Genomic DNA, 25,393 nt, shown 5'->3' on the forward strand with positions numbered 1-25,393 from the left:
GGCGCTTTTGAAAGCGTAGCCTCAATAGCGGTTAGGCTCCATCTCCAGCTCGACATCGAAACGTTCGGCAATGTCTTTCTGGATGCGTTGCGCCAGATCGAGCAGTTGCAAACCGGTTGCCGCGCCGTAGTTGACCAGCACCAGCGCCTGCAATTTATGCACGCCGGCATCGGCCTCACGGAAACCTTTCCAGCCGGCACGCTCGATCAGCCAACCCGCCGCCAGTTTCATCTGCCCATCCGGTTGCGCGTAAGCCACCACGTCCGGGTGCTGCGTTTTGATTTGCGCGACGACGGCCGCCGACACCAGCGGATTCTTGAAGAAGCTGCCGGCATTGCCAAGCACCGCCGGGTCCGGCAGTTTTTCACTGCGGATGCTGCAGATGGCGCGACTGACGTCACTTGGCGTCGGCTGCTCGATACCCTGCTCGGTCAGGCGCTGACGCACCGGGCCGTATTCCAGATGCAGATGCGCGACGCGATCCAGTTTGAAGCGCACGCGCAGAATCAACCAACGCCCAGGCTGCTGCTTGAACAGGCTGTCGCGGTAGGCAAAGTTGCACTCTTCGAGGCTGAAGTCGCGCAACTCGCCGGTCTGGCGATCCAGCGCGGTCAATCCGGCAAACACATCCTTGATCTCGACACCGTAGGCACCGATGTTCTGCATTGGCGCAGCGCCGACGGTGCCGGGAATCAGGCTGAGGTTTTCCAGTCCGGAAAAACCCTGCGCCAGCGTGTATTGCACAAAGGGATGCCAAGGCTCGCCGGCTTCAGCTTCGATCACCACACGATTGCCGTCATCACTGACCACGCGGATCCCCCGCGTCGCCATGCGCAAAACCAGCGCCGGGATATCCGCGGTCAGCAGCAAGTTGCTGCCACCGCCGATCACCAGCATTGGGACGTCATGTGTTTTCGCATAAGCCAACGCCTCACGGACATCGGCGTCGCTATGGGCCTCGGCGAACAGTTGCGCGCGAACATCCACGCCAAAACTGTTGAACGGTTTCAGGGAAACCTGCGGTTGCACCTGCAAACTCATAACCGGCCCTTCACTTCGATCAGCAGTTGGTCACAGGCCGCTTCGATCAGATCCAATACCTGCTCGAAACCCTGATCACCGTCGTAATACGGATCCGGCACTTCATCGACCAGCCCGGCATAACGGCGCAGGAACAGATCCAGTTCAGCCTTGCCGGTGGATGGTTGCAAGGCTTTGAGGTTGCGCAGGTTGCTGTTATCCATGGCCAGAATCAGATCGTAACTGGCGAAGTCAGCACGGCTGACCTGCTGCGCGCGTTGCGCCGACAAGTCATAACCGCGCACTTTGGCGGCGGCCTGGCTGCGTTTGTCTGGCGGATTGCCGACGTGCCAGTCACCGGTGCCGGCGGAGGCCACTTCAACCTGATCCGCCAGCCCCGCTTCACGCAGTTTGTGGCGCAACACGCCTTCAGCGGTGGGCGAACGGCAAATATTGCCCAGGCACACAAACAGAACGCGCATCAGGCCTCCAGCAGGCGACGAACGCGCTCAAGGTCTTCGACGGTGTCGACGCCAGTCGGTGGCGCGATCAACGCGTCAGCAACATGAATGCGCACGCCGTGCCACAGGGCACGCAGTTGCTCGAGGGATTCAGTGTTTTCCAGCCAGCACGGCCCCCAGTTGACGAAATCCTGAAGGAAACCGGCGCGGTAGGCATAAATGCCGATATGGCGACGATATGGCACGCCTTCCGGCAATTGCTCGCGGCTCTTGGCGAACGCGTCGCGTGCCCACGGCAGGGTCGCGCGGCTGAAGGTCAGCGCCAGACCGTTGATGTCACTGACGACCTTGACCACGTTCGGATTGAACAGGGTTTCCACGTCCTCGATCGGCTCGGCCAGCGTGGCCATGCGCGCTTCGGTGTGGGCGGCGAGGTTGGCGGCGACCTGATCGATCACGCTCGGTGGAATGAGCGGCTCGTCACCCTGCACGTTGACCACGATCGCGTCAGGCTCGAGGCCCAGTTTCGCCGCGACTTCGGCCAGACGGTCGGTGCCGGAATTATGGTCTTCACGGGTCAGCACCACTTCGGCGCCAAAGGCCTTGCAGGCCTCGACGATGCGCGCATCGTCAGTCGCAACCACCACGCGGCTGGCGCTGCTTTTGCTCGCCTGTTCCCAGACGTGCTGGATCATCGGCTTGCCGGCGATGTCCAGCAGCGGTTTGCCCGGCAGACGGGTCGAGGCGAAACGTGACGGGATGACAACGGTGAAGGCAGTGGTCATTTATCCAGACGCTCGTCGGTGGTCAGGGTACGGGCTTCGCTTTCGAGCATCACCGGGATGCCGTCGCGGATCGGGTATGCCAGACCGGCGCCCTTGCTGATCAACTCGGTCTTGTCGGCGCTGAGCTTGAGCGGGCCTTTGCAGATCGGGCACGCGAGGATATCGAGCAATTTGGTGTCCATGAACATTCCCTGAGTAAAGAGTTAAGGCAAAAGCCGATCGGGCAACAGGCGCATCAGCTGCGTGTCAAACCAGGCCACGAAGGCCGGCGACGGCACGGCATCGACCGCCAGATACCACCAGTCGGCTGTAGCGAAGGCACGGCACTTCACCGCGTCCTTTTCGGTCATCACCAACGGCAATGACGGTGTGAAATTCAAGGCCTGCACGCTGTATTCGGCGTGATCGGCAAACGCGTGGGGCACTGCGCGCCAGTCTAGCGCTTCGAGGGTATTGAAGAAACGTTGCGGATTGCCAATCCCGGCGACCGCGTGCACGGCCTGGCCGGACGGGAAATGATCGAGCGACTTGCGCTCGCCACTGCGCAGATTGACCAGCGCGGTGGGTTGCAGACGGAAAGCAAAACCGTCATCTCGGTCTTCAGTGGCACCATTGAACAGCACGCCGTCGACGCTTTGCAGGCGCTCGATCGGCTCCCGCAACGGTCCGGCCGGCAGACAACGCTTGTTGCCCAGACCACGGGCGGCATCGATGAGCACCAGTTCCAGATCTCGCGCCAGACGGTAATGCTGCATGCCGTCATCCGACAGGATCAGATCCAGCGGTTCGCTGGCGAGCAAGGCTTTGACGGCGGCGCTGCGATTGGGGTCAATCATCAACGGTACGCCGGTGCGCTGGACGATCAGCAGCGGTTCGTCTCCGGCAATGTCGGCGGCTTGATCGGCCTCAACCCGCCACGGCAGCTGCGGCGGTTTGGCACCGTAACCACGGCTGACCACGCCGACGCGCAAGCCGCTGCGCCGACAGTGCTCGATCAGCCAGAGAATCATCGGTGTCTTGCCGGTGCCACCCACGGTGATGTTGCCGACGACGATTAACGGCACCGGTGGCTGATAGATCTCGCCCTCACCGTCGAGAAAGCGCTGGCGTTTTTTGACTACCACGCGGCGGTACAACAACTCCAACGGCCGCAGCAACGTCAGGGCCGGGTGCCCCTGATACCACGCGGCTAGCAAACGATCGGACAGACTCATCAGGATTTCGGCGCCGCCTCGACCGTGGTCATGCGCAGATGGCTGAAACCGAGCTTGCCGGCCGCGTCCATGGCGGTGATCACTGATTGATGCTGAGTCTTGCCATCGGCACTGATCGACAACGGCATGTTGGTGTCGCCGTTGGACTCTTTCTGCATGGCTTCCATCAGGGTCGCCAGATCATTTTTCGGCAAAATCTTGTTGTTCACCGAAAACACGCCCTCAGCGCTGATAGCCACATCAATCTGCTTGAGCTGCTGGTCTTCGGCCGGTGAGCCGCTGACCGCTTCCGGCAGGTCGACGCGCAACTGGGTTTCACGGGTAAACGTGGTGGTCACGACGAAAAACAGCAGCAGGATAAACACCACATCGATCAGCGATGCGAGGTTGATGTCGATGGTTTCCCGAGGCTTGCGACGGAATTTCACGCGCGGCCCTCGGCCAGATCGACGTCACGGTCGCCTTGCACCACTTCAACCAGTTTGATCGCTTCCTGCTCCATACCGACGACCAGTTCATCGATGCGGCGCTGCAGGAACCGGTGGAAGAACACTGCCGGAATACCGACCATCAAGCCCGCCGCCGTGGTGATCAGCGCTTTCGAGATACCGCCGGCCAATACCGAGGCATTGGTGGTCATACCTGAACCGGTGAAGGCACTGAAAATGTCGATCATGCCCAACACCGTGCCCAGCAGGCCCAGCAGCGGCGACATGGCGGCAATCGTGCCCAGCGCATTGACGTAGCGTTCGAGCTCGTGAATAACGCGGGCGGCGGCTTCTTCAATGCACTCTTTCATGATCTCGCGACCATGCTTGGAGTTGGCCAGACCGGCGGCGAGGATTTCTCCCAGCGGCGAATTGGCGCGCAATTCCTTGAGCTTTTCTTTATTGAGCTGCTTGTCCTTGATCCACACCCAGACCTGGCCCAGCAGATGCTCGGGGGTGACGCGACTGGCGCGCAGGGTCCACAGGCGTTCGGCGACGATCGCCATGGCCGCGATGGAGCTCAGAATGATCGGCAACATCATCCAGCCGCCGGATTTGACCAATTCCCACACAGTGACAGTCCCCTCGAAAAAGTGCGCCACTTTACCATACCGATTCACGATTAAGACCCGCCGCCCCGACGACCGTGATGCCCCATTCGCCCACGCCCCGATCAACGGGCCAGTGCGGGCGGATCACGCCAGAAACGCCGTTGCTGACGCATTGTGCGTGGCGCCTTGAAGGTACCCAGTTGCAGATGAATGGCGCCCTGCTCGGCGCTGTCGTAAATGTGCAGATTCAATTTTCGATAACGCGCCAGCACGGTCGGGTGCGGATGGCCGAAAGAGTTGCCATGGCCTCGCGAGATCAGCACGGACTCAGGCTGCAAGACTTTGAGCAGCGCCATGGACGATGAACTGCGGCTGCCATGGTGCGGCGATTGCAGCCATTGCGTCGGCACGGCCAGCGGACTGTCGAGCAGCAAGCGCTCGGCATGGCTGTCGATGTCGCCGGTCAGCAGCAAGCGCTCGCCATTGGCCTCGATCTGCATTACGCAGGAACGCTGATTGCTGTCGTGAGCCTCCGCCCACTGCCAGAGCTGAAAACGCACGCCGTCCCATTGCCATTGCTGGCCGCTTTCGCAGGCTTCGGCGCCCAATTGCGCGGGCAGTGCCGCCGGATCGCCGCTGAGCACATGAGCGACGGTCAAACCGCGCATGATCGCCAGAGCGCCACCCGCGTGATCGGCGTCCGCATGGCTAAGCAGCATCCGGTCAAGTTTCTCTACACTGAGCTTGCGCAACGCGGGCAGTACCACCCGTTCGCCGAGATCGAAATCGCCAAAGCGTGGCCCAGCGTCATAGAGCAACGCGTGATGACGAGTACGAATCAAGATGGCCAGGCCTTGGCCGACATCGAGCTGCCAGATATCGGCCAATCCTTCATCCAGCCGTTCGCGTGGTGGCACGACCAGCAGCAATAGCAATGGCCAGCCCAGTGCACGCATCGGCACGCCGCGCGGCAACAGCAACAACACGGCACCGAGGCTGCCGAGCAACCAGACCCAACCCGGCACAGCGGCGGCTGTCCATGCCGGCCACTGCCCGGCGATCACGGCCAAAGTACGAAACAGCGCATCGATCAAACCGCCGGCCAGCCACAAAAGACCTTCACCGACATACGGCACCGGCAACATTAACGTGCCGAGCAGTGCTGGCGGCAATACAACCAGGCTGACCCAAGGCACTGCCAACAGGTTCGCCAGTGGTCCGCTAAGACTGATCGGCAGATTCAGTGCCAGCAACACCGGACACAGACCGATGGCAATCAACCACTGCGCCCGCGTCCAGGTTTGCCACCAACGCCACGCGCCCAGCCGACCGCCAAAGGTGAAGATCAACACGGCAACAGCGGTAAAGGACAGCCAGAAACCGGGGCGCAGACTGGCCAGGGGATCGAGCAAAAGCACCGCATTGAACGCCAGCAACAACGGCCACCATGCACCAAGATGACGAAAACGCAGGCGCCACAACAGCACCAGACCGACCATCACACAGGCGCGCTGTACCGGCACGTCGAATCCTGCGAGCAGGCCATAACCGAGCGCCGCCGCAAATGCCAGACCACAGGCCCACGGCAACCAGGGCCAGCGCAGCGGCCACAGGCCAAAACGGGCCAATCCGCTGACCAGCATGTACATCACTGCCGCCAGCAAGCCAATGTGCTGACCGGAAATCACCAGCAAGTGCACGGTGCCGGTGTCCTGCAGAATCTGCCAGTCCTCGCGACTGAGTCCCGAGCCATCGCCCAGCACCAGCGCCGCCAGTGCCCCGCCCCGTCCCTGTGCGTCTACCTCAAGCAAACGCTGACGAATACTGTCGCGCCAGGCCCAGCGTGCTTCGCTCAGGCGTTGGCCGTCCTTGATCGTGCCGGTGGCGCCGATGCGTTGCGCCAGCAGCCATGCTTCGTAATCGAAAGCGTGCGGATTGAGCAATCCACCCGGACGCTTGAGCTTGACCGCTAATCGCCAACGCTCGCCACTGTTGACCGGCGGGCCGGCGTACCAGGCGAGTCGCATCAGCGCCGGCAGTTTTTCATGCCGTGAGTGTGCATCGGCCAATTCGAAGCGCACCACGCCGTCGCTGTTCTGCGGCAAACCGACGACCCGCCCTTCAACCCACCGGGTTTCGCCATCCAGCCCGATCGGCAAGCGATCATTCAGCGCCCACTGCGCACCGACGCTGGCCCACGTGAAGCCAAACAGCAAAAACGCCAAGGGGTAGCTGCGAAACGGCAGCAGCATCAAAGCCACGACCGGCAACAGCAGCATCAACCAGACCGGCGGTAGTGCCGGCATAAAAACCGGGGCCAGCAGACCGGCTGCGAGCGCCATCATCCCTGTGCGCATAAGCCCGTCCTTGAGAGTCCCGCTTTTAGGCATAGCGGGTGTCGGGCACAAGCGTCGTCAACAATTGTCACAAAGTCTGAATGGGCGCTTCGTAGAATCCAGACATACTTGCCGCCTTAACCGACCGAGAAGCCTTATGCCCCGGCGCTTATTCAAACGTTACATGCCCGACCCGACGAGCATCAGGGAACACAAATCCTTACGCTTTCTCGGCAAGTTGCTGCATGACCCGAACCTCTGGCACCTCAATCGCCACTCGGTCGCCCGAGCGATGGCCGTCGGCCTGTTCGCCGCATTCCTGCCGATTCCGGCGCAGATGCTGGTGGCGGCTGCCCTCGCCGTCATGGTGCGAGGGAATATGCCGATTGCGGTCAGTCTGGTGTGGCTGACCAATCCGATCACCATGCCGGCCGTGTTTTTCTGCACTTATCAGGCCGGGGCGTTTTTGATGGACGTGCCCGCCCGGCATCTGCCGGATGAGCTGACCTGGGAATGGATCAGCGGCGAGTTGTCGACGCTGTGGCAGCCGTTTCTGCTCGGTTCGGTGGTGGTAGGGCTGGTGCTTGGCGCCCTCGCCTACTGTCTGGTGATGATGTATTGGCGCTGGTGGGTCGCGCGGCAATGGGCGCGGCGCAAGAAAAGCCGCATGCGCTGAATGCAAAACGGCCTCCGCAGTGGGAGGCCGTTCTGGTTTGTGGCGTCTGCATTCGCGAGCAGGCTCACTCCTACATTGGAATTCGTTCCCCTGTAGGAGTGAGCCTGCTCGCGATGGCCACGACTCGGTCTGGAGTCAGGTACGCATCCCGCGCCCACTCACCAGCAACCGCGCACAACCGAGATACAACACCACCGTCGCCACCAGCATAAAGGTGATCGCGATGCCGATGCGGATATCCGACACACCCAGAATGCCGTAACGGAAAGCGTTGACCATGTGCAGCACCGGGTTGGCCAGCGACACGGTCTGCCAGAACGGCGGCAGCAGCGTGATCGAGTAGAACACCCCACCCAGGTACGTCAGCGGCGTCAGCACAAAGGTCGGGATGATCGAAATATCATCGAAGTTGCGCGCAAACACTGCGTTGATGAAGCCCAGCAGCGAGAAGATCGTCGCCGTCAGTACCACCACGAGGATGGTCACGCCGAGGTGATGCACCTGCAAATGGGTGAAGAACAGCGACAGAATCGTCACGATCACACCCACCATCAAGCCACGCAACACGCCGCCAATGGTGAAGCCGATCAGAATCGTGTGCGGCGATACCGGCGACACCATCAGTTCCTCGATGGAACGCTGGAACTTGCTGCCGAAGAAACTCGAGACCACGTTGCCGTAAGAGTTGGTGATCACCGACATCATGATCAGCCCCGGCACGATGTACTCCATGTAAGTGAAGCCGCCCATGTCACCGATCTGGCGACCGATCAGATTGCCGAAAATCACGAAGTACAGAACCATGGTGATCGCCGGCGGCAGCAGCGTTTGCGGCCAGATCCGCGTGAAGCGTTTGACCTCGCGGTAAACAATGGTCTGCAGGGCGACGAGGTTGGGACGGAATTCGGAACTCATACCGCCACCTTCGACAGATTTTTCTCGACCAGGGACACGAACAGCTCCTCGAGGCGATTGGTTTTGTTGCGCAGGCTCAGCACTTCGATGTTTTGTTGCGCCAACTGGGTGAACAACGCCGTGATGCCCATGGACTTGTCGACCTGGACTTCAAGGGTATGGCTGTCGAGCAATCGGGCGGGGTAGCCGAGCAATTGCGGCGCAGCGTTCAAGTCGTTTTTCAGGTCCAGCAGGAAGGTTTCCACGTGCAACTGGCCCAGCAATTGTTTCATGCTAGTGTTCTCGACGATGGTGCCGTGGTCGATGATGCCGATGTTGCGGCACAACTGCTCGGCCTCCTCCAGATAGTGCGTGGTGAGGATGATGGTGATGCCTTTCTGGTTCAGTTCGGTGAGGAACGTCCACATCGAACGGCGCAGCTCGATATCGACGCCTGCGGTCGGTTCATCAAGGATCAGCAGACGCGGTTCATGCACCAGTGCGCGGGCAATCATCAAGCGCCGCTTCATACCGCCCGACAGCGAACGCGACGGCACATCGCGCTTGTCCCACAAGCCCAGTTGGGTCAAATACTGCTCGGCGCGTTCCTTGGCGATCTTCGCCGGAATGCCGTAGTAACCGGCCTGGGTCACGACGATGTCGAAGGTCTTTTCAAACTGGTTGAAGTTGAATTCCTGGGGCACGACGCCGATCGAGCGCTTGAGCTGCGCAGGATTTTTGTCCAGGTCATGACCGAAGATATTCACCGTGCCGCTGGTCTTGTTGACCAAGGTCGAGAGAATGCCGATGGTCGTGGATTTGCCGGCACCGTTGGGGCCGAGCAAGGCGAAAAAGTCACCTTCGGCGACGTCCAGATCGATACCACTCAAGGCCTGGAACCCGTTGCCGTAGGTTTTGGTTAGCTGCCGGATGGACAGAGCGGAACTCATATCTGATTTACGCACCATTGAAGGGAAAAAGGAGACGGCGGCGAAGGATCGAACCGCAGCGCAAGTGCGCAATGGTGCTTGCCGCCGCCGTACAAGTACAGTCAAGTGTGTCGATAGTAGGTATTAAGTCAACGCGGTCATAACCGCTTTCTGGTAGGCCGAACGCTGCTTCAGGCGCTCGTACCAGGCTTGCAGATGGGGTTGCGGGGCGCGTTCGATGGGCATCTCGAACCAGGCATAAATGAAACTGCCCAACGGGATATCGCCCATGCCGATGTCATTGCCGGAAAGATACGGCTGACTGGCCAAGGCACTGTCGGCCATGCTCAGCAACTCGTTGCATTCCTTGATCGCGGCGTTGATTGCCGTCCAGTCCTGCTTGTCCGCCGGCGTGCGCAACACACCCCAGAACACCGTGCGGAAAGGACCGGCAAAACTCGAAGTGGTCCAGTCCATCCACTTGTCAGCGACGGCGCGCGCCTGCGGATCTGCCGAATACCAATGGCTGTCGGGCGCATGTCTGGCCAGCAGATAGCGGACGATGGCGTTGGACTCCCACAACACAAAACCGTCGTCCTCGATCACCGGCACCCGCCCGTTCGGGTTCATCGCCCGATACTCGGGTGTGTCGACCACGCCGAATGCGCCGCCGGCATCAATCGCTTCGTAGGCCAGGCCGAGCTCCTCGGCGGCCCACAATGGCTTCCTGACATTCGATGAGTTTTTCCGTCCCCAGATCTTCAGCATGACCGCCTCTTTTCAAATGAGTGGGCAGGCAGCATACGCCGGATCAGGTACGGCTCAAATCACTCTGCATATCACCGAGCAGTTGCGGCTGCTGATCAGTGAACAGATGCGGATAACACTTTTGCAGATGCTCGAAGAAGAACGTTTCCGGCACATCGGAAAATTGCCCGTGGTCGACCAGATACTCCATCAACTGCGCACCGTCACGGTTGAACGGATGGAAAACGCTGTCGTTGATGCCGTCGAACTCCAGCGGCGCGACATTGAACAACTCGCAGAGCTTCTGGTTGAACGCCGGTGTTGCCTTGATCCAGCGATCATTGAGAAAGAACTCGGTATAGCCGTGCATGGCGAACATATCGCTTTTCAGCAACTCGAGCAGACGCGGGGTCGACAGGTGATTTTTCACATCGGCCAGACCGATGCGCGCCGGGATCCCGCAATGCCGCGCGCAGCCCGCCAGCAGCGTGGCTTTCGGTACGCAATAACTCTCCCCCGTCGCCAGCGCATAACTGCCGCACAAGGTCTGCGGATCGCGGCTGAAGGTGTAGGGGTTGTAGCGCACCGCCTCACGCACGGCGTAATAAAGACTGATCGACTGCTCGAGCGGATCGCGACTGATGCCCCGATGCAGTTCGGCGAACTCCACCACCGCCGGGTGGTCACTATCGATGAAGCGGCCGGGACTCAGATACTCGTGCATGACGACAATCTCCTGGGTGAGCCCCGAGTCTAGCGATACCTTCAGCACAGAGATAACGACGTTTCGGCCAAACTTGCACGCAAAGACGCGGGATCAGCGAACGATTTCCCACAGGTGTTGCCCACCGAACCTACGAACACCATCCGGGGTTTCCCACGATTTCAATCACCTTGGTCTGACCACCCGCTTTTACAGATGCCGTCTAAGCTCTGGAGGGTCGATTTGCCTTGGTTCACGGAGGACTGAATATGCTGTTGTTGTGGATACTGGTTTTGATCGTTGGCGTGGCGTATCTCGCCCACCGGCGTATTTCCCCTCTGCCTGCGTTGGGCATCGTTGCCGTCTACCTGCTGGCGATGGGCATTTTCAGTCATGCGCCGGGCTGGTTATTGGCGGTGTTGTGGATCTTGCTGGCGGTGGTCGCTGCACCGCTGCTGTTGCCTGACCTGCGCCGCAAACATTTCACTGCGCCGCTGTTCAGCTGGTTCCAGAAAACCCTGCCGCCGATGTCGCAGACCGAACGCGACGCGATCGACGCCGGCACCGTGTGGTGGGACGGCGAGCTGTTCAGCGGCCGCCCGGACTGGGACAAGCTGCTGGCCTATCCCAAGGCGCAATTGAGCGAAGAAGAACAGGCGTTCATCGACGGCCCGACCGAAGAGCTTTGCGCGATGGTCACTGACTGGCAGATCGGCCAGTCGATGGACCTGCCGGCCGAAGCCTGGACGCACATCAAGGAACACGGCTTTTTTGCCCTGATCATTCCGAAAGAATTCGGTGGCAAAGGCTTCTCTGCATACGCGCACTCGCAAGTGGCGATGAAACTGGCCACCCGCAGCGGTGACCTCGCCTCCACTGTCATGGTGCCGAACTCACTCGGCCCGGCCGAACTGCTGCTGCATTACGGCACCGACGAACAACGCAATCACTACCTGCCGCGTCTGGCCCGGGGCGATGACATTCCGTGCTTTGCCCTCACCGGCCCGCTCGCGGGTTCCGATGCCGGCGCGATGCCCGACACCGGGATCATCTGCAAAGGCCAATGGCAAGGTCAGGAAGTCATCGGCCTGCGCCTGAACTGGGAAAAGCGTTACATCACTCTTGGCCCCGTGGCCACCCTGCTCGGTCTGGCCTTCAAGGCCTATGACCCGGAACATCTGCTGGGCGACAAGGAAGACCTTGGCATCAGCCTGGCACTGATCCCGACCGACACCGCCGGCGTGGAAATCGGTCGTCGTCACCTGCCGCTGGGCGCGGCATTCATGAACGGCCCGAACTCCGGCAAGGATGTGTTTATCCCGCTGGACTTCCTGATCGGCGGTCAGGAAATGCTCGGCAAGGGCTGGATGATGCTAATGAACTGCCTGTCGGTCGGCCGTTCGATCTCATTGCCAGCCGTCGGTACCGGCGCGGCCAAATTCACCAGTCTGGTCACGGGTCAGTACGCGCAGATTCGCGAGCAGTTCAACGTGCCGCTGTCGGCGTTCGAGGGCATTCAGGAGGCCATGGCGCGCATCGGCGGCAACGCGTGGATGATGGACGCGGCACGCATGCTCACCGCCAACGCGGTGGACCTGGGCGAAAAACCTTCGGTGCTGTCGGCGATCCTCAAGTACCACCTCACCGAACGCGGCCGCGAGTGCATCAGCCATGCGATGGATGTGCACGGCGGCAAGGCGATCATCATGGGGCCGAACAACTACCTCGGGCGCAGCTGGAACGGTGCGCCGATCTTCATCACCGTGGAGGGCGCAAACATCCTTTCGCGCAACCTGATGATCTTCGGTCAGGGCGCGATTCGCTGCCATCCGTTTGTACTGAAGGAGATGGCTCTGGCCGGCCGCGAAGACAAGGATCAGGCGTTGAAAGAGTTCGATGGCCTGCTGCTCAAACACATCGGGTTCGCCGTAAGCAACGCGGCCAGCACGCTGGTGCTGAACCTCGGTTTCGGCCACTTCGAACATGCGCCGGGCGACAAGATCAGTCAGGGTTACTTCCGCGCACTCAATCGCCAGGCAGCGGCATTTGCCATGCTCGCCGACTTCAGCATGATGCTGCTCGGCGGCGAACTGAAGCGTCGTGAGCGTCTGTCGGCACGTTTGGGTGATGTATTGAGCAACTTGTATCTGGCCTCGGCTGCGCTTAAGCGTTACCACGATCTGGATTCGCCGGCCTATATGGAACCGCTGTTCCGTTGGGCGATGGAAGAAAGCCTCGGCCAATCGGAACGGGCGCTGGATGAGTTGCTGCGCAACTTCCCGAACAAGGTGTTCGGCGGTCTGCTGCGAGCCATCGTGTTTCCGTTCGGTCGTCGTCACAAAGGCCCGTCGGACAAACTCGGTGCCGAAGTGGCTGGGGTCATTGGTCGCGCCAAGGGCGATCCGGCGCTGGAAGAACTGCTTGCCGGTTGCTATCGCCCACAGTCGGCAGACGATGCCGTCGGCGCGCTGCAACACGCCAGTGATCTGCTGAATGCCGCACAGCCGTTGCACAAAAAACTGCACACCTCGCTGAAAAGCGGTCAGGTCAAACCGGTCGCGGGTGAACACGCCATCGATGCCGCGCTTGAAGCTGGAGTATTGCAACCAGTGGAAGCGCAGAGTCTGCGCGATGCCGAAGCGGCGCGACGCAAGGTGATCGACGTCGATGATTTCGACAAAGAGGAGCTGGCGCTGGCAGAGGGCAAAGTCCGCTGATCCTGACAAACATGTCCAACAGGGCGCAGGAGCTTTATACTCCTGCGCCCGTTTTGCTCTTGAGGACTTATCTCGTGTCCAACGTCGTTGCCGATCATCTTGTTTTGCTCGACCACCTGCGCAGTATCCTGGTCGCCGTAGGTGAGGCCGAACAGGTTCCCGAAGAAAGCCATGCCCTGTTCCTGGAGCGTTTCGACGAACTGCTGGCATCGCTGCCGATCGATCCGATCGAAAGCCAGTACCTGGGACAGGACATCCTGACTCAAGTGATTACCCGTTACCCGCAAATCGCCCACCTGATCCCGCGCGATCTGCTGTGGTTCTTCGCCGGTGATTGCCTGCACTATTTGGCCGATGAAGAGATCGACATGTATCAGGCACTGGAAGAACGCCGTTACGAAGCCGAACAGAACGATGAACCGTTCGACTGGAACCAGGAAAAACAGCTGCTGGCGATGTCCGCTCAGGACAGCAAGCACTGATTTAACTGTTTGGTTGAAGGTCAAAAGATCGCCGCCTTCGGCAGCTCCTACATTGACTGTGTACGCCCGTCATAACGGATACACGCAATCCTCTGTAGGCGCTGCCGCAGGCTGCGATCTTTTGTTTTTGCGTTACAACAACCCTTCGCTTTCGGGCAATTCATAGGCCATCGCGGCGTTGCTCTCCCCCACTGATTTGCCCGGCTTGCTCAAGGTCGGTTCTTTCTCCAGGCATTCCACCAGATAGTCGATAAACACCCGCAATTTGGGTGGTAGATAACGCGTCGGCGAGTGCAGCAACCACAATCCGCCGTGATAGGACGCAAGGAAGGTCCAATCCGGCAGCACCTGGACCACCAACTTTTGCTCCAGCGCATAGCGGGCAGTGAAATATGGCAGGCTACCAATGCCGATGTGTTGCAACACCGCGCCCAATCGAACGCCGGTGTGATTGGCGGCATAGCGACCGCGCACACCCACCGTTACCGCTTTGCTGCCTTTCTTGAATTTCCAGCGCGCATCGCTCGGGGTTTCGCCCAGATAGATACAACTGTGATTGAGCAAATCATGCGGGTGAGTCGGTGTGCCGTGCTCGGCCAGGTATTGCGGCGTGGCACAGAGCAAGTGATCAATGGTCAGCAATTGCCGCCCGACCAGTCCGGCCGGTGGTCGATCGGTGATGCGAATCGCCAGATCGACATGGTCGTCGATCAAATCGACCTGGCGATCCTCAAGCAACAGCTCGACATCGACCTTGGGATAACGCCGCAGAAACTCGGGCATGTGCGGATGAATCACAAAGCGCCCTACCGCTTTCGGTACGCTGACCCGCACCAGTCCTTCGGCTTCATGGGTGAACTGGCCACTGATCTCCATGACCGATTTGGCTGCGCTGACCATTTCCTGACAGCGCTTGAATACCTCCTCGCCGCCATCACTCAAACGCAGCTTGCGCGTGGTGCGCTGCAGCAGCCGCGTGGCCAAGGCTTTTTCCAGGCGCGAGATACTGCGGCTCACCGCTGACGGCGATGACCCCAGCTGCCGAGCGGCCTCAGAGAAGCTGCCGGTCTCCACGACTTTGACGAAAATCGCCATTTCACCGAGCAGCGGTAGCGGCAGATTGATGCTCACAGCGCACAAGTCCTTTGATGTTTGAACGGATTATCACGTTATTGCACGATTCATATAATAAAAAAAGAAACTTTAATAAGGGCATGGAATATGACGCTTCGCCTCTTTTTCCATAGTGATGACCTCAAGGCCAATGTGGAAGTCCTCGACTGCACGCCCCAAGAGCACGAATTCGCCGTGGTATTACGCGCCACGCTGTTTCACCCGCAGGGCGGCGGCCAGCCCTGTGATACCGGCTGGATCGGTGAAAGCCAGGTGCTGCGCGTGGTACAGGAGCCGGACCGGATCATCCATTTTGTCGATCGCCCGGTGGCGCTCGGCATGACCTGTATCCGCATCGACGAACAGCGCCGAAACTTCAATACACGCATGCATTCAGCCGGCCACTTGATCGGGCATTTCGTTCAGGCGTTGGGCTGGATGCCTATCAAGGCACACCACTGGCCGGACGAAGGTCGAGTGCAATTCAAACCCGGCGATGGTGCGCAGGAAGTCGATGCAGAGACCGTTCAACACGGAATCGCCCAGTGGATCGAGCACGATCTGCCGCGCCTGACCTCGCTGCGCGAAGGTGCGCGAGAAATCGGTTTCGGTGAACTGCCCGCCTATGGCTGTGGCGGCACCCATGTACGTAGCCTGAAGGATCTGGGCACTGTCACGATCGCGTCCCTTTCGCAGAAGAAAGGCACGTTGTCTGTCCACTACAGCGTGGATTGAGCATTTCGGACGCGGCCTCACGCAACGTCCGACGCCGGGGAACCGCATTCGCAGGTTCCGTTGACTATCGATAGATGGACCTAAAAAATGATGCTAGACGTCGAGCGTCTCGATGAGACGTGCATAAAAAAACTGGCCAACGAAGAAGTCCTCGCCATCCGCGTCAAAGGCTTTTTGCCTGAGCCGCTGGCCATTCAGATTGGCGACAAGATTCTCGCTCCAGGCTTTGAGGGTTACATCAACGCACCGAGTATCGGCCGCATCGGCATGGCCTTTTATGAGGCGGAAAATCAACCGTTGCTGATTGAGGACTACTTCGAACGCGCCACCAGCAACATCGCCGAACTGCGCAATCGCTGCGCGCCCTACTCTTCACCGATCGACACCTTGCGCTGCATGCTCGACGAATCCTGGCCCGCCGGCGCACACCTGGAAAACCTCTACGGCCGGAAAATGTATGTTGGCCTTTCGCGAGTGGTGAAACCGGGGGTGTGCTTCCTCGCCCACCACGACATCTTCGCCAAGGACGCCCCGGACAGCTTCCAGGCCCGCAGCCTTGAGGCGCAGTTTGCCTGCAACGTCTACCTGAACATGCCGACCGAAGGCGGCGCGTTGCAGATGTGGGACGACGACATCAGCCCCGATCAATTCGACGAAATGCGGGGTGACAGCTATGGCATCGAACCGGCGCTGCTCGGCCCGCCGGCCCTCGAAGTGAGACCGCAACCCGGCGATTTCATCATGTTCAATTCGCGTCGCATGCACTCGGTGACCCCGGGCGTGGCAGACCCGCGCTTGAGTCTTTCCTTTTTTGTCGGCTATCGCGGCAATGCTTCACCCCTGACCTACTGGAGCTGAGATGTATTCGAATTATCTGGGCGAGTTTTTGGCGCTGGCTACCATTCACTTTCTGGCCGTGGTTGCTCCCGGCCCGGACTTCGCAGTCACTATTCGCCAGAGCGTACGCTTCGGCCGACTGGTGGGAATCTGTACGGCGCTGGGGATCGGCGCGGGGATTTCCGTGCACGTGCTGTACACGCTGCTGGGAGTCGGGGCGCTGATGCACACCACTCCGTGGTTGCTGACCGTGGCCAAAGTGATTGGCGGGGCTTATATCCTGTATCTGGGTGTCAGCCTGTTGCGCAGCAAGCCGAAATCGTCCCTTGAAGGTGAAAAGACCAGCGAGGAGCCGGTGGTTGAACAGACGTTATTCAAGGCCTTCAGCACCGGTTTTCTGACCAATGCGACCAACCCCAAGGCCACGCTGTTTTTCCTGGCCATCTTCACCACGATCATCAGCGCCAGCACGCCCCTGCAGATCCAGGCCTTTTACGGGCTGTGGATGTGCTTTGTGAATGCGCTGTGGTTTGTTGTGGTCGCGCTGTTTTTCTCAAGCAATCGGGTTCGCTTGCTGTTCATGCGCATGGGCCATTGGTTTGAACGCACGATGGGCGTGGTGCTGATTCTGTTTGCCGGTCGCCTGATGCTGTCCTGGTAAGCCGACGCATAACGCAAAAGGCCCGCCGAATCGCTTCGGCGGGCCTTTTTCATGACTGATGACTCAACTACAAATCGTGCGCATACAAAAACGCCGCTCAGTTGAGCGGCGTTTTTGTGAATATGGAGCGGGAAACGAGACTCGAACTCGCGACCCCGACCTTGGCAAGGTCGTGCTCTACCAACTGAGCTATTCCCGCAATGGCGTCCCCTAGGGGACTCGAACCCCTGTTACCGCCGTGAAAGGGCGGTGTCCTAGGCCACTAGACGAAGGGGACACAGGCTACAACTTTCACTAATAAAAACGCCGCTCACTGAGCGGCGTCTTTAGAATTTGGAGCGGGAAACGAGACTCGAACTCGCGACCCCGACCTTGGCAAGGTCGTGCTCTACCAACTGAGCTATTCCCGCAAATGGCGTCCCCTAGGGGACTCGAACCCCTGTTACCGCCGTGAAAGGGCGGTGTCCTAGGCCACTAGACGAAGGGGACACGCTACCCGGAACACATGGTGTGTGTTTCGGTGTCCAGATCCTTGTCCGAAGACTTGGTTCTGGTTTCACTCAGCACCGCCCGAAAGCACTGCTGTTTAAAATTGGAGCGGGAAACGAGACTCGAACTCGCGACCCCGACCTTGGCAAGGTCGTGCTCTACCAACTGAGCTATTCCCGCATTGGCGTCCCCTAGGGGACTCGAACCCCTGTTACCGCCGTGAAAGGGCGGTGTCCTAGGCCACTAGACGAAGGGGACACGCTACAACATTCACTCCCTGCCGCGCTTCGCTGTGTGCTTTACGCTGCAAGTGGCGCGCATTCTATGGATGGATTGAGAGGTCGTCAACCCCTTGATATAAATTTATTTAAATCAATGACTTCGACCTGCTTTACGGCGGCAACCGGGCTTTTCCGTCGCCCGACGATTGACGCCTATATTCCGCCACTCGCCAAGACGTTATAGTCCACCGCACAGTGATGGCAATCTGCACATGCATCGCCAGCATTCATATAAGCAGCGTGCGGCCGATACAGATTGAACCTGCCGATCCAACTCGTCGAGCGGCGCTAGGCGGCTAAATGCCCAGCCACTACACTCGCATGCGAACCCTATAAAGAGGTCTTACCGGTGACACCACTCATGATCACCCTGCTAGTCATAGCCGGGATCGCAATTCTGATCGCCATTGGCTACATGAACCATGTGGTGGAAAACAACAAACTGGAGAAGGCCCGTACCAAGGTCGAACTGAACGACCGCCTGCGCCGCTGCGGCGAACTGACCGAGACCTTCCCGGGCCAGTTCATGACTCCGGCCCTCAAGCTGCTGCTGACCCGCTTGGAGCTGAATGTCTGCCAGCGCCTGCTGAACCTGGAAAAAACCAGCGCCACCACCAAAGCGCGCATCACCGAACTGAGCGCATTGGTCGCCCAAGGCGAATCGATCCCGGTCAACAACCCTCCGGCGCCGATCCTGACCGAAGCCAAAGCCAAAGACGTGCGCTTCCTGCTCGAAGCCCTCCACGGCCAGATCACCCGCGCCGCCCACGACGGCTTCCTGCCACCGAACGAAGCCAAACACTGGATCCGCGAGGTCCGCCACATACTTGTGCTGCTGCACATCGAATTCTTCAACAACCTCGGCCAACAGTCCCTGCAACAAAACCAGCCCGGCCAGGCCCGCCTCGCCTTCGAACGCGGCGTGCAATACCTGCGCAAACAGCAGGACCCACAGGTGTATGCAGAACAACTGCAATATCTGGAAAAACTGCTGGCCCGCGCCAACGCCCAGGTCATGGACAAAATTGCACCGGTTGAAGGTGAGGAGAACCAACTGACCGCCGGCCTAAAAGATGTAGAGGCCGATGCCGACTGGAAAAAGAAAGTGATTTACGACTGATTGCAGATGTTGAAAGAGAAGCCACCGAGAGGTGGCTTTTTTTGTGGGCTCGCGGGAGTGAATCCGAAAGAAAACCGGTGAATGTGAGAACGCTTTCGCGAGCAGGCTCGCTCCCACAGTTTGAACTGCGTGCATTCAGACAGAGATTGGTCGGCTGTCAGGCCGCCATCGCCGGCAAGCCAGCTCCCACAGGGTTTGAGTACATGCGGCAGAAATGGGTTGGCTGCCAGACCGCGATCGCGAGCAGGCTCACTCCTACAATGGGATTGAGTACATCTGACAGAGATTGGCTCGCTGTCAGGCCGCCATCGCTGGCAAGCCAGCTCCCACAGGGTTTGAGTACATCCGGCAGAAATGGGTTGGCTGCCAGACCGCGATCGCGAGCAGGCTCACTCCTACAATGGGATTGAGTACATCTGACAGGGATTGGCCGGCTGTCAGGCCGCCATCGCTGGCAAGCCAGCTCCCACAGGGTTTGAGTACATCCGGCAGAGATGAGTTGGCTGCCAGACCGCGATCGCGAGCAGGCTCACTCCTACAGTTTGAACTGCGTGCATTCAGACAGAGATTGGTCGGCTGTCAGGCCGCCATCGCTGGCAAGCCAGCTCCCACAGGGTTTGAGTACATGCGGCAGAAATGGGTTGGCTGCCAGACCGCGATCGCGAGCAGACTCACTCCTACAGTTTGAACTGCGTGCATTCAGACAGAGATTGGTCGGCTGTCAGGCCGCCATCGCTGGCAAGCCAGCTCCCAGAGGGTTTGAGTACATCCGGCAGAAATGGGTTGGCTGCCAGACCGCGATTGCGAGCAGGCTCACTCCTACAATGGGATTGAGTACATCTGACAGGGATTGGCCGGCTGTCAGGCCGCCATCGCTGGCAAGCCAGCTCCCACAGGGTTTGAGTACATCCGGCAGAAATGGGTTGGCTGCAAGACCGCGATCGCGAGCAGGCTCACTCCTACAATGGGATTGAGTACATCTGACAGGGATTGGTCGGCTGTCAGGCCGCCATCGCCGGCAAGCCAGCTCCCACAGGGTTTAAGTACATCCGGCAGAGATGAGTTGGCTGCAAGACCGCGATCGCGAGCAGGCTCACTCCTACAATGGGATTGAGTACATCTGACAGGGATTGGCCGGCTGTCAGGCCGCCATCGCTGGCAAGCCAGCTCCCACAGGATTTAAGTACATCCGGCAGAGATGAGTTGGCTGCAAGACCGCGATCGCGAGCAGGCTCACTCCTACAGAAAAGCAAAACAGCGCCCACCTCGCACCGCGTCGCTTCTCACCACTCAACAGGATGAGCGTTAGCTCGGCTGCAGCTCTTGATCTTAAAGCCCGTCGGCAGGCTGAGTGGAGGGATTGATCCGGGGGTGGGAGCGCAGCGACCGTTCGACGAAGTCGAACACATCGAGAGGAGGTGCAGCGAAGCAAGCCGTAGGCGATGCCCCCAGATCGATCCCGGAACGAAGGAACCCCGAGCCCCAGCGAGCGGGCCGAACGTCAGGGCGCAGACCTTTTGGTTACTTTTGGGGCGTTTGCCAAAAGTGACCCGCCGTAAGGGCGGAACCCTAATCAGCAACACCCGCAGCAACGGATATCCCCCCAAAACCCCAAGAGCCTGGTCGGCCCAAAGGCCGCCAAGCCCAAAGCGTCAAAGCCGAAAATGCCCAACCATCCCGCGCAACTCACTCCCCAACTGCGCCAGCTCAACACTCGAAGCCGCATTCCCACGCATCGCGATCGACGACTGATCCGCACTCGCACGAATACTCGTCACACTGCGATTGATCTCCTCCGCCACCGAACTCTGCTCCTCGGCCGCCGCCGCAATCTGCTGATTCATTTGCTGAATCAACGACACCGCCGCCGCAATACTCCCCAGCGCACTCTCGGTCTGCAAGGCATCACTCACCGCCAGCTTCACCAACTCGCCGCTGCTCTGAATCTGCTGCACCGACGAATGCGCCGCCGAGCGCAATGCACTCACCAGTCGCTCAATTTCCTCGGTCGATTGCTGCGTGCGCCGAGCCAAAGCACGCACCTCATCGGCCACCACCGCAAAGCCCCTGCCCTGCTCCCCGGCCCGCGCCGCCTCGATCGCGGCATTCAACGCCAATAGATTGGTCTGTTCGGCGACACTCTTGATCACCTCCAGCACCGTGCCGATATTCTGGATTTCCGCACTCAGGCTTTCGATGCTGGAACTGGCCGACGTCGCCGAATCAGCCAATTGCTCGATGCGCGCCATGCTCTGGCGCACCACTTGCTGACCACTCTCGACCTTGTCATCCGCCGTTTGCGCGGCCACCGCAGCCTCTTCGGCATTGCGCGCGACGTCATGCACAGTGGCGGTCATCTGGTTCATCGCCGTGGCGACCTGCTCGGTTTCTTCCTTCTGGCTGCTGACCTCAAGGTTGGTCTGCTCGGTGACCGCCGACAACGATTGCGCCGAACTGGCCAATTGTTCGATCCCTGCCTGCAGGCCGCTGACAATCGTACTCAACCCCGCGCCCATCTGTTGCATCGCGAGCATCAACTGGCCGATCTCGTCACGCCGGGTCACTTGCACGGTCGCACTCAAGTCGCCGGCGGCAATCTGTTGCGCGACCTGAATCACGCTGCGCAATGGCGCGACAATCAGTCGGGTGATCAGCCACGCCGCGAACAAGCCGACCAACAACGCCAGCGCCGATGAACCAATGATCAGCAGCGAATTTTTCTTCAGTTCCGCCTGCATCGCACCGTCTTCAGCGACATACGCCTGGTTGACCCGCTCGACCACTTGGTCGGCACGCTGGTGCAATTGCTCGTAGACGGTTTTTTCCTGCGCGAGCAATCCGGTGTATTCGGCGAGCTTGTCGTTGAAACCGGCGATATGCCCGGAGACTTCGTTGAGCACGGTCAGATAGCCTTCGTCCTTGACCGTGGTTTTCAGTTCTTCGGCCTGGGCCTGGGCCTGTGCGGCCTGTTCGATATTGCCCTTGCCGGCACCGTCGGCATCACCCTTGCGGCTTTGATCCAGACGAATCCGCGCTTCGTTCATCGCTTGCAGCATCAGCCGGGAGACCTGACTGACCTGACTGGCCTGCTCGATGAATTGCGCGCCGTCCTTGCCCTCGGTGTCCTTCAAGGTATATGCACCGTCGTCGGCAAGCCCGGCCTGCAATACGTCAAGGTTGTTGGCCACACTGGACACCGACCAACTGGCCATTTCCAGTGCCAGGTCCTTGGCCTGAGTCAACGACACAAATTCATCGAACGCCTTTCGATAGGCTCCCAGCGACTGCTGCACATCATTCATGACCGGCACGTTCGCCGCCGACTGCGTCTTGAGCTGATCAGCCAGAACGACCAGTTCGTCGACGCCCTTACGCAGCGCATCGGCGGTCTTCGGATTGCCTCGCAAAGCGTATTCCTGCTCGAGCAGGCGCACGTTGAGCAGGCCACTGTTGAGCGAGGACATCTGTTTCAGCCCGTCGAAACGCTGACTGATGGTTTGCAGGGACCAGACGCCAATGGCCGCCACCAGCGCAGTCAGGAGCAAAACCAGCACAAACCCGATACCCAGTTTTTTCGCCATACCGAGGTTGGCAAAACGTCCTTGCATGGCCGAAATCATTGCGCGTAGTCCCCTGCCATTGTCAGTAGAGCGAAGAGTCGCAACGGCCATCCACCGACACAAGTCTCTGGCGTCGGAATAATGGCAAAAAGCTACGCCCGCGTCGTTTTCAGAACACTTGAGGTCGATCCGAACCGGTGTGGCGGAAAAACTGCCGAGCGCGTGGATCGCATGCATAGGTAACGTTGATGCGCAGCCAGTCGCCCGACTCACCACTGGGACTGAACGCGTCAGGCGCTGACAGCAGCACGCCGCAGCGTTGAGCATGACGACGCACTCGAACCTGATCGGTCATGCGCGAGCGCGCCCAAATGAAAAGCCCACCCGCAGGTTTGCCGAACACCTCCCAATCAGCGTCCTCCAGCGCCTGCAGCGCGGCGGCGCGATCGGCATTCAAACGTTGACGCTGACGCTGCACCAGTTTGCGGTAAGCGCCACTGACCATCAGACTGGCCAGCACCGCTTCGGAAAACCTCGACACCCCCAAACCACTGATCATCTTGACCTGCGCCAGCCGCCTGACGATTTCGCTGTCGGCGAAGACGAACCCGACCCGCAACGAGCTGCTCAGTGTCTTGGAAAAGCTGCCCACGTAAATGACGCGCCCCTCATGGTCCTGCGCCGCCAGTCGTGTGCCGTTGTCCGTGTGCAAGTCCGCATAGACGTCGTCTTCAATCACGCGCAGATCGTAGGTCTTGCTCAGTTGCAGGATGCGTTGCGCAACGCTCGGCGACAGGCAAGTACCGGTAGGGTTGTGATGATGGCTGTTGATGAACAATGCGCCGGGGCGAAACTGTTGCAGCACAGCCTCGAGCGCTTCGATATCCGGCCCGTTCGGGGTACGACGCACCTCGAGCATGTGCACGCCATGCAGACGCAGCAGATCAAACAGCGGCGCGTAACCGGGCGTTTCGACCACCACGCAGTCTCCTGACTTGAACAAGGTACGCACGATCAGATCCAGCGCATGGCTGGCACCGCAGGTACTCAGCAACTGCGCACTGCGGGCCTCGATATTGAGCAGCTTCAGGCGCTTGACGATCTGCTCGCGCAACGCTGGAAGCCCAAAGGGTGTGCTGTAGTTGAACAGACTGGCCATATCGGTGCGCGCCACCTCGCGCAGCGCATAGCTGAGGTCGTCAGGCTCGCGCCAGCTTTGCGGCAGACCACCAGCACCCAGCTTCAAGCCACCGGCCGTCTCGCACACTGCATCGCACCAGGCATACCGCCCCCCGAACAGCGCCAGTTCATCCTCTGCGCCCAGTGTCGACGGCGAGGCGGCGACGATGAATCCGGTGCCTTGGCAGGTGCTTAGAACGCCCTGCGATACCAGACGCTCACAGGCCTCGACCACACACGACTGGCTGAGCAGATTACCCCGGGCGATTTGCCTCACGGAGGGCAAACGAGTGGCCGGCGGTACGCCATTTTGCAGGATCCACTCGGTCAGTCCGTCAACAATCTGCTGCACGACCGGCACCATTGCCTGTCGATCAATTCTCAATTCCATGAGCAAGCAAACTCCTGTCCGTTTTGCTGGCGGCAGTAAATCACAGCCGCGCCGGACAGGCTGTGCGACAACGCCGCCAAAAGCGACCGTTCTAACCGTTTGATACACATTGTTTAAGGGACTTCACGGAACTGACCGTGACCCACAAAAAAGCCCGCAATGAATGCGGGCTGTTTTTTCTGGCGCTTTATTCAGAAAGCGGTGACGCCGCCATCCACTGCCAGAGAGTGGCCCGTGGTGAAGGCGGCACCGTCGCTGCACAGGTACAACACAGCGCTGGCAATTTCCTCGACCTTGCCGATGCGACCGACCGGGTGCATCGCGTTGGCGAATTCGCCCTTCTTCGGATCAGCCTCATAAGCGCGGCGAAACATGTCGGTATCGATCACCGCCGGACACACAGCGTTGACGCGGATTTTCTTTTTCGCGTACTCAATGGCTGCCGATTTGGTCAAGCCAATCACCGCATGCTTGGACGCCGCGTAGATGCTCATCTTCGGCGCCGCGCCCAGTCCCGCCACCGAGGCGGTATTGACGATCGCCCCGCCGCCCTGCGCCAGCAACAATGGCAGTTGATACTTCATGCACAGCCAGACGCCTTTGACGTTGACGCCCATGATTGCGTCGAACTCATCCATCGAGCCTTCAGCGAGTTTGCCTTTTTCGATTTCGATACCGGCATTATTGAAGGCGTAGTCCAGACGACCGTAGGTATTGATCACCTCGTCCATCAGATTCTTCACTTCGCTTTCGACGGTCACGTTGCAACGCACGAAGGTCGCTTCGCCGCCAGCGGTACGAATCAGCGCAACGGTGCCCTCGCCCCCTGCCGCGTCCAGGTCGGCGACCACCACTTTCAGGCCTTCGGCAGCGAACGCCTGCGCGGTTGCACGGCCGATGCCGTTGGCGGCGCCGGTGACTACGGCAACCTGACCGGAAAACGTCATGCTCATTGTTATGTCCTCGAAGGGATGGATGCAGGGGATGTGTGGAATGGCAGCATAGCCATTGAGGTCTGCCGAGC

At 59.6% G+C, this 25,393-nt stretch carries 23 protein-coding genes, 6 tRNA genes and 1 pseudogene; 7 read left to right on the forward strand and 23 right to left on the reverse strand.

Features of this window, described 5'->3' with window-relative positions:
- Positions 1 to 21 precede the first annotated feature (21 nt).
- The 8 genes from murB to AC3IUF_RS21905 all read right to left on the reverse strand — a co-directional run bounded on the left by murB (position 22) and on the right by AC3IUF_RS21905 (position 6,876).
- Positions 22 to 1,041, reverse strand: a complete 1,020-nt coding sequence (gene murB / locus AC3IUF_RS21870; RefSeq protein WP_414916876.1) for a UDP-N-acetylmuramate dehydrogenase — start codon at positions 1,039 to 1,041, stop codon at positions 22 to 24.
- Positions 1,038 to 1,502: a low molecular weight protein-tyrosine-phosphatase gene (locus AC3IUF_RS21875; RefSeq protein WP_102900035.1), complete on the reverse strand. Its 465-nt coding sequence runs from the start codon at positions 1,500 to 1,502 to the stop codon at positions 1,038 to 1,040. The genes murB and AC3IUF_RS21875 overlap by 4 nt, the downstream gene beginning before the upstream one ends.
- Positions 1,502 to 2,266: a 3-deoxy-manno-octulosonate cytidylyltransferase gene (gene kdsB / locus AC3IUF_RS21880; RefSeq protein WP_007908227.1), complete on the reverse strand. Its 765-nt coding sequence runs from the start codon at positions 2,264 to 2,266 to the stop codon at positions 1,502 to 1,504. Before kdsB ends, AC3IUF_RS21875 begins: the two co-directional genes overlap by 1 nt.
- Entirely contained in the window at positions 2,263 to 2,448 is a 186-nt protein-coding gene (locus AC3IUF_RS21885; RefSeq protein ID WP_003174668.1) for a Trm112 family protein, read from the reverse strand. The genes kdsB and AC3IUF_RS21885 overlap by 4 nt, the downstream gene beginning before the upstream one ends.
- Positions 2,449 to 2,469: 21 nt before the next feature.
- Positions 2,470 to 3,480 (reverse strand): tetraacyldisaccharide 4'-kinase, encoded by a 1,011-nt coding sequence (gene lpxK / locus AC3IUF_RS21890; RefSeq protein WP_007908225.1) that lies wholly within the window; start codon positions 3,478 to 3,480, stop codon positions 2,470 to 2,472.
- On the reverse strand, positions 3,480 to 3,908 hold the full coding sequence (locus AC3IUF_RS21895; RefSeq protein ID WP_007908223.1) for an ExbD/TolR family protein: 429 nt from the start codon (positions 3,906 to 3,908) through the stop codon (positions 3,480 to 3,482). Before AC3IUF_RS21895 ends, lpxK begins: the two co-directional genes overlap by 1 nt.
- Positions 3,905 to 4,540: a MotA/TolQ/ExbB proton channel family protein gene (locus tag AC3IUF_RS21900; protein WP_007908216.1), complete on the reverse strand. Its 636-nt coding sequence runs from the start codon at positions 4,538 to 4,540 to the stop codon at positions 3,905 to 3,907. The genes AC3IUF_RS21895 and AC3IUF_RS21900 overlap by 4 nt, the downstream gene beginning before the upstream one ends.
- A 101-nt stretch (positions 4,541 to 4,641) precedes the next feature.
- Positions 4,642 to 6,876, reverse strand: a complete 2,235-nt coding sequence (locus tag AC3IUF_RS21905) for a DNA internalization-related competence protein ComEC/Rec2 (RefSeq protein ID WP_489279292.1) — start codon at positions 6,874 to 6,876, stop codon at positions 4,642 to 4,644.
- A gap of 136 nt (positions 6,877 to 7,012) precedes the next feature.
- Here AC3IUF_RS21905 and AC3IUF_RS21910 point away from each other — a divergent pair, with 136 nt between their 5' ends.
- On the forward strand, positions 7,013 to 7,531 hold the full coding sequence (locus AC3IUF_RS21910; protein WP_007908202.1) for a DUF2062 domain-containing protein: 519 nt from the start codon (positions 7,013 to 7,015) through the stop codon (positions 7,529 to 7,531).
- A gap of 135 nt (positions 7,532 to 7,666) precedes the next feature.
- Here AC3IUF_RS21910 and AC3IUF_RS21915 read toward each other — a convergent pair whose 3' ends face one another.
- From AC3IUF_RS21915 to AC3IUF_RS21930, 4 genes are all read right to left on the reverse strand, one after another.
- On the reverse strand, positions 7,667 to 8,446 hold the full coding sequence (locus tag AC3IUF_RS21915; RefSeq protein WP_007908200.1) for an ABC transporter permease: 780 nt from the start codon (positions 8,444 to 8,446) through the stop codon (positions 7,667 to 7,669).
- Positions 8,443 to 9,375: an ABC transporter ATP-binding protein gene (locus AC3IUF_RS21920; RefSeq protein WP_007949873.1), complete on the reverse strand. Its 933-nt coding sequence runs from the start codon at positions 9,373 to 9,375 to the stop codon at positions 8,443 to 8,445. The genes AC3IUF_RS21915 and AC3IUF_RS21920 overlap by 4 nt, the downstream gene beginning before the upstream one ends.
- A 123-nt stretch (positions 9,376 to 9,498) precedes the next feature.
- On the reverse strand, positions 9,499 to 10,122 hold the full coding sequence (locus AC3IUF_RS21925) for a glutathione S-transferase family protein (protein WP_489279294.1): 624 nt from the start codon (positions 10,120 to 10,122) through the stop codon (positions 9,499 to 9,501).
- Positions 10,123 to 10,165: 43 nt separating this feature from the next.
- Positions 10,166 to 10,825 carry a transglutaminase-like domain-containing protein gene (locus AC3IUF_RS21930; protein ID WP_095112871.1) on the reverse strand — a complete coding sequence of 220 codons (660 nt, stop codon included), beginning with the start codon at positions 10,823 to 10,825 and terminating at the stop codon, positions 10,166 to 10,168.
- Positions 10,826 to 11,073: 248 nt separating this feature from the next.
- On the opposite strand from AC3IUF_RS21930, the gene AC3IUF_RS21935 reads away from it, so the two are divergent.
- Both AC3IUF_RS21935 and AC3IUF_RS21940 read left to right on the forward strand, forming a co-directional pair.
- The gene (locus tag AC3IUF_RS21935) at positions 11,074 to 13,521 is read left to right on the forward strand and encodes an acyl-CoA dehydrogenase (RefSeq protein ID WP_489279296.1); all 2,448 of its coding nucleotides are present in this window, start codon (positions 11,074 to 11,076) and stop codon (positions 13,519 to 13,521) included.
- A 74-nt stretch (positions 13,522 to 13,595) separates the two neighbouring features.
- Positions 13,596 to 14,003 carry a PA2817 family protein gene (locus AC3IUF_RS21940; RefSeq protein WP_007908190.1) on the forward strand — a complete coding sequence of 136 codons (408 nt, stop codon included), beginning with the start codon at positions 13,596 to 13,598 and terminating at the stop codon, positions 14,001 to 14,003.
- 132 nt (positions 14,004 to 14,135) lie between these two features.
- On the opposite strand, the gene AC3IUF_RS21945 is transcribed toward AC3IUF_RS21940, so the two are convergent.
- Positions 14,136 to 15,134 carry a LysR family transcriptional regulator gene (locus AC3IUF_RS21945; RefSeq protein WP_108226336.1) on the reverse strand — a complete coding sequence of 333 codons (999 nt, stop codon included), beginning with the start codon at positions 15,132 to 15,134 and terminating at the stop codon, positions 14,136 to 14,138.
- Positions 15,135 to 15,224: 90 nt separating this feature from the next.
- On the opposite strand from AC3IUF_RS21945, the gene AC3IUF_RS21950 reads away from it, so the two are divergent.
- From AC3IUF_RS21950 to AC3IUF_RS21960, 3 genes are all read left to right on the forward strand, one after another.
- Entirely contained in the window at positions 15,225 to 15,851 is a 627-nt protein-coding gene (locus AC3IUF_RS21950; RefSeq protein WP_007908185.1) for an alanyl-tRNA editing protein, read from the forward strand.
- A gap of 87 nt (positions 15,852 to 15,938) precedes the next feature.
- A complete protein-coding gene (locus tag AC3IUF_RS21955; protein WP_007908184.1) occupies positions 15,939 to 16,709 on the forward strand; it encodes a 2OG-Fe(II) oxygenase in 771 nt (256 codons plus the stop codon).
- Position 16,710: 1 nt separating this feature from the next.
- Positions 16,711 to 17,349: a LysE family translocator gene (locus tag AC3IUF_RS21960; protein WP_095112868.1), complete on the forward strand. Its 639-nt coding sequence runs from the start codon at positions 16,711 to 16,713 to the stop codon at positions 17,347 to 17,349.
- Positions 17,350 to 17,472: 123 nt separating this feature from the next.
- Here AC3IUF_RS21960 and AC3IUF_RS21965 read toward each other — a convergent pair.
- The 6 genes from AC3IUF_RS21965 to AC3IUF_RS21990 form a co-directional block, all read right to left on the reverse strand.
- Positions 17,473 to 17,548 (reverse strand) — tRNA-Gly (locus AC3IUF_RS21965).
- A gap of 2 nt (positions 17,549 to 17,550) precedes the next feature.
- Positions 17,551 to 17,626 (reverse strand) — tRNA-Glu (locus AC3IUF_RS21970).
- 57 nt (positions 17,627 to 17,683) lie between these two features.
- Positions 17,684 to 17,759 (reverse strand) — tRNA-Gly (locus tag AC3IUF_RS21975).
- 3 nt (positions 17,760 to 17,762) lie between these two features.
- Positions 17,763 to 17,838 (reverse strand) — tRNA-Glu (locus AC3IUF_RS21980).
- A gap of 104 nt (positions 17,839 to 17,942) precedes the next feature.
- Positions 17,943 to 18,018 (reverse strand) — tRNA-Gly (locus tag AC3IUF_RS21985).
- A gap of 2 nt (positions 18,019 to 18,020) precedes the next feature.
- Positions 18,021 to 18,096: transfer RNA gene (locus AC3IUF_RS21990), tRNA-Glu, on the reverse strand.
- A 384-nt stretch (positions 18,097 to 18,480) separates the two neighbouring features.
- Here AC3IUF_RS21990 and AC3IUF_RS21995 point away from each other — a divergent pair.
- Positions 18,481 to 19,239: a hypothetical protein gene (locus AC3IUF_RS21995; protein WP_042705064.1), complete on the forward strand. Its 759-nt coding sequence runs from the start codon at positions 18,481 to 18,483 to the stop codon at positions 19,237 to 19,239.
- A gap of 1,652 nt (positions 19,240 to 20,891) precedes the next feature.
- Here the strand turns inward: AC3IUF_RS21995 and AC3IUF_RS22000 are convergent.
- The 4 genes and pseudogenes from AC3IUF_RS22000 to AC3IUF_RS22015 all read right to left on the reverse strand — a co-directional run bounded on the left by AC3IUF_RS22000 (position 20,892) and on the right by AC3IUF_RS22015 (position 25,322).
- Positions 20,892 to 21,773 (reverse strand): methyl-accepting chemotaxis protein, encoded by an 882-nt coding sequence (locus AC3IUF_RS22000; protein ID WP_414916883.1) that lies wholly within the window; start codon positions 21,771 to 21,773, stop codon positions 20,892 to 20,894.
- A pseudogene (locus AC3IUF_RS22005) lies at positions 21,753 to 23,036 on the reverse strand (HAMP domain-containing protein); the annotation flags it as partial. The gene AC3IUF_RS22000 and the pseudogene AC3IUF_RS22005, both read right to left, overlap by 21 nt.
- Complete coding sequence (locus AC3IUF_RS22010; protein WP_123376405.1) at positions 22,969 to 24,369, reverse strand: aminotransferase-like domain-containing protein; 1,401 nt, start codon at positions 24,367 to 24,369, stop codon at positions 22,969 to 22,971. The gene AC3IUF_RS22010 and the pseudogene AC3IUF_RS22005, both read right to left, overlap by 68 nt.
- 191 nt (positions 24,370 to 24,560) lie before the next feature.
- Complete coding sequence (locus AC3IUF_RS22015; RefSeq protein WP_007917441.1) at positions 24,561 to 25,322, reverse strand: SDR family oxidoreductase; 762 nt, start codon at positions 25,320 to 25,322, stop codon at positions 24,561 to 24,563.
- Positions 25,323 to 25,393 lie beyond the last annotated feature (71 nt).

The sequence above is a fragment of the Pseudomonas sp. KH_040 genome (assembly GCF_057839305.1).